The sequence below is a fragment of the Caulobacter sp. P1_B12_2 genome (assembly GCF_056406675.1).
This window is the reverse complement of the sequence record NZ_JBFTZS010000549.1, coordinates 1-2,700: the sequence shown is the minus strand read 5'-3', so window position 1 is coordinate 2,700 and position 2,700 is coordinate 1. Positions and strand designations below refer to the sequence as shown.

The window sequence follows — 2,700 nt, the reverse complement described above, 5'->3', positions numbered from 1 at the left end:
GGCCAACGCGCCTGATCCCGGACCGCGAGCGTCGTCCGCCCGCCTGCTGCAAAGTCGGCCCCCAACCAACGCTGTATCCGTGTTCCGCGCCCAGCCGGCACCAGATGGATGGGGTTTGATCCCGCCAAACTCACGCGACAGAACCGCCGACAGAGCTCCCCGCTCGATCGCCCCCCGCCGCCGCATCGGTCGCTGGCCATGCGCCCTTTCCCCGCGTCGAGGTGAGATCAGGATACGGGAGGTTTGGAGGGTGGGGACAAGATCGGGTCGAGAAAGTTTAAGGCGTTGAAATCAAGTAACTTTATTCTCTGGACGCCGAGCGTAGACGTCCTTGAACCCTCTCCCGGCTGGAGAGGATAATTGCCGGCGCGCAGAGAGCTCGCCCCTTCCCCCTCCTCCGGGTATTTCCGACGCGCCGATGGGGCTTCGCTCCATGGCGCCGGCCGGCGCCGCGCCGGATAGTTCGCGCGAGCCAGGAGGAAACTCGTCGTGCCCTCGCGTCCTTTTCCTCCAAACCTGTCATGGCGAGCGCCCCTCGCCGCCTCGGCCGCCGCGTGCTGCCTCGTCCCCGCCCTGGCTCACGCCCAGGACGACACCGCCGAGCTGGCCAGGAAGCTGAACAACCCGGTCTCCAGCCTGATCAGCGTCCCGCTGCAGCAGAACTACGACTGCTGCTACGGCCCCGAGGACGGCGGCCGCTACACCCTGAACGTCCAGCCGGTGGTCCCGTTTTCGCTGAACCCGGACTGGAACCTGATCGTCCGCACGATCGTGCCCATCGTGAAGAAGGAGCATGCCTATCCCGGCGACGACACCGCGTTCGGCTTGAGCGACGTCACCCAGAGCTTCTTCTTCTCGCCGAAAGCCGAGCACGACGGCGTGGTCTGGGCGATCGGCCCGGCCATCCTGTGGCCGACCGGCGAGTCGGACCTCGGCACGAAGAAATGGGGCGCGGGTCCCACCGCCCTGCTGCTCAAGCAGCAGCACGGCTACACCTACGGCGTGCTGGCCAACCACATCTGGTCCTTCGCCGACGCCGGCGACCAGGATCGACCCGACGTCAGCCAGACCTTCATCCAGCCCTTCCTCAGCTACACCACCCCCACGGCCACGACCTGGGGGATCAACGCCGAGAGCAGCTACAACTGGAAGACCAAGGGGTGGACCGTGCCGATCAACCTGACGGTCACCCACCTTTACAAGTTTGGCGGCCAGCGCGTGTCGCTGGGCGGCGGCGCGCGGGCCTACGCGGCCCAGGACGGAGTCGGCCCGGAATGGGGCCTGAGGTTCATCGCCACCTTCCTCTATCCGAAATAGGGACCGCCCATGACCGAGCGCCCCGCATCCCGTCCCCTCCTGCCCGCCGATCTCGGCGCCGTGCGCACCGTGCTGGCGGCGGACCGCACGTTGATGGCCTGGTTGCGAACCTCGCTGTCGATGCTCAGCTTCGGCTTCACGATCTACAAGTTCCTGGAAACCGCCGCCAAGGCGGGCGCGCTGGCGCGTCCCGAAAGCCCGCAGAAGGTCGGCCTCTTCCTGGTCGGCATGGGAACCGCCGCCATGGTCCTGGGCGTGATCGACTACTGGGTGACGATCCGCAATGTCCAGAAAGCGGGCCCCTTTCGCCTGGGCCGGTCGGTGCTGTTCATGTCGCTGCTGATGGCCGTCGCCGGCGTCGCCCTGTTCGCGGCGATCATCAAGCGCGCGGTCTGAAGCGCTATTCGACCACCCAATAGCGATAGCCGTAGGTCGGCACGAACCCCAGGCCGCTGTAGAGCGCGATGGCCGGCGCGTTGTCGGCCTCGACCTGCAGGTAGGCGCGCCGGGCGCCCAGCGCCCGGGCCTCGTGCAGCAAGGTCGCCAGGATCCGGCTGGCCAGCCCCTTGCGGCGATGGCTGGGCAGGGTGCGCATGCCGAAGATTCCCGCCCACTCGCCGTCGATCGCCGTGGCGCCCAGGGCCGCGAGCTCGCCGTCCAGGTCCAGCCGCGCGAAGCGGGCCGGCGCGGGGATGCGGCCCAGGGCGTCCAGCCGCTCGCGGGCGTCGCCGGCGTTGCCGCCCGCGCTGGCGGCCAGCACGGCTTCGAAGGCCGGGTCGGGCGCGTCGGACAGGGTCACGGCCACGTCGGTGGCCCCCGCGATCAAACCCGTCGCCTCCCCCACCATCACCAGGGTGCCGTGGGTCGGCCGGTAGCCGCGGGCCCGCAGATGTTCGGACAGGTTCGTCGGGACCACCGCCCCGTCGGCCAGCTTGAAACAGGCCGGCAGGCCGCGATGGGCGTAGAAGGCCTCGGCCGCCTCGATGGCCTCGTCGATGGGCCGGTCGGGCTCGCCCAGCGGCCAGCAGGCGTTGATGCGCCGCGACCAGCCGTCCGAAGCGTTCAGCCGCCAGCCGCCCAGCGCCCCGCTCTGGCGCGCGGGCCAGGCGCGATCGGCGACGATTTCGAGAAGGCGAGGATCGACGGTCATCGACTCATCAATAGCAGACGGGCGCCGGTTCGTTCGAACCGGCGCCCGTCAAATTCGCGTATCGAGCGAAATTCTGGAGCCTAGAGCGGCTTCAGATTGTTCGCCGCGATCTTGCCGCGCTCCTCGGCGGTGTCGAAGCTGACCTTCTGGCCCTCGTCCAGGCTGCGCAGGCCCGCGCGCTCGACGGCGCTGATGTGGACGAACACGTCCTTGCCGCCGTCATCGGGTTGGAT

4 protein-coding genes are annotated in these 2,700 nt (G+C 68.8%); 2 read left to right on the top strand and 2 right to left on the bottom strand.

Annotated features, from left to right (window positions below):
- Positions 1 to 489: 489 nt before the first annotated feature.
- Both AC1DZ6_RS23080 and AC1DZ6_RS23075 read left to right on the top strand, forming a co-directional pair.
- Positions 490 to 1,317 carry a hypothetical protein gene (locus tag AC1DZ6_RS23080; protein WP_477099446.1) on the top strand — a complete coding sequence of 276 codons (828 nt, stop codon included), beginning with the start codon at positions 490 to 492 and terminating at the stop codon, positions 1,315 to 1,317.
- A 9-nt stretch (positions 1,318 to 1,326) separates the two neighbouring features.
- Entirely contained in the window at positions 1,327 to 1,713 is a 387-nt protein-coding gene (locus AC1DZ6_RS23075; RefSeq protein ID WP_477099445.1) for a YidH family protein, read from the top strand.
- A gap of 4 nt (positions 1,714 to 1,717) precedes the next feature.
- Here AC1DZ6_RS23075 and AC1DZ6_RS23070 read toward each other — a convergent pair whose 3' ends face one another.
- Both AC1DZ6_RS23070 and AC1DZ6_RS23065 read right to left on the bottom strand, forming a co-directional pair.
- Complete coding sequence (locus tag AC1DZ6_RS23070) at positions 1,718 to 2,467, bottom strand: GNAT family N-acetyltransferase (RefSeq protein WP_477099444.1); 750 nt, start codon at positions 2,465 to 2,467, stop codon at positions 1,718 to 1,720.
- Between the two features lie 80 nt (positions 2,468 to 2,547).
- The coding region (locus AC1DZ6_RS23065) for a cold-shock protein (RefSeq protein WP_477099447.1) at positions 2,548 to 2,700 on the bottom strand (153 nt) is incomplete at its 5' end.

Bases quoted from the DNA above. Each gene is read 5' to 3' on its own strand.
- AC1DZ6_RS23075 (WP_477099445.1), top strand. From the start codon at position 1,327: ATGACCGAGCGCCCCGCATCCCGTCCCCTCCTGCCCGCCGATCTCGGC.
- AC1DZ6_RS23070 (WP_477099444.1), bottom strand. From the start codon at position 2,467: ATGACCGTCGATCCTCGCCTTCTCGAAATCGTCGCCGATCGCGCCTGG.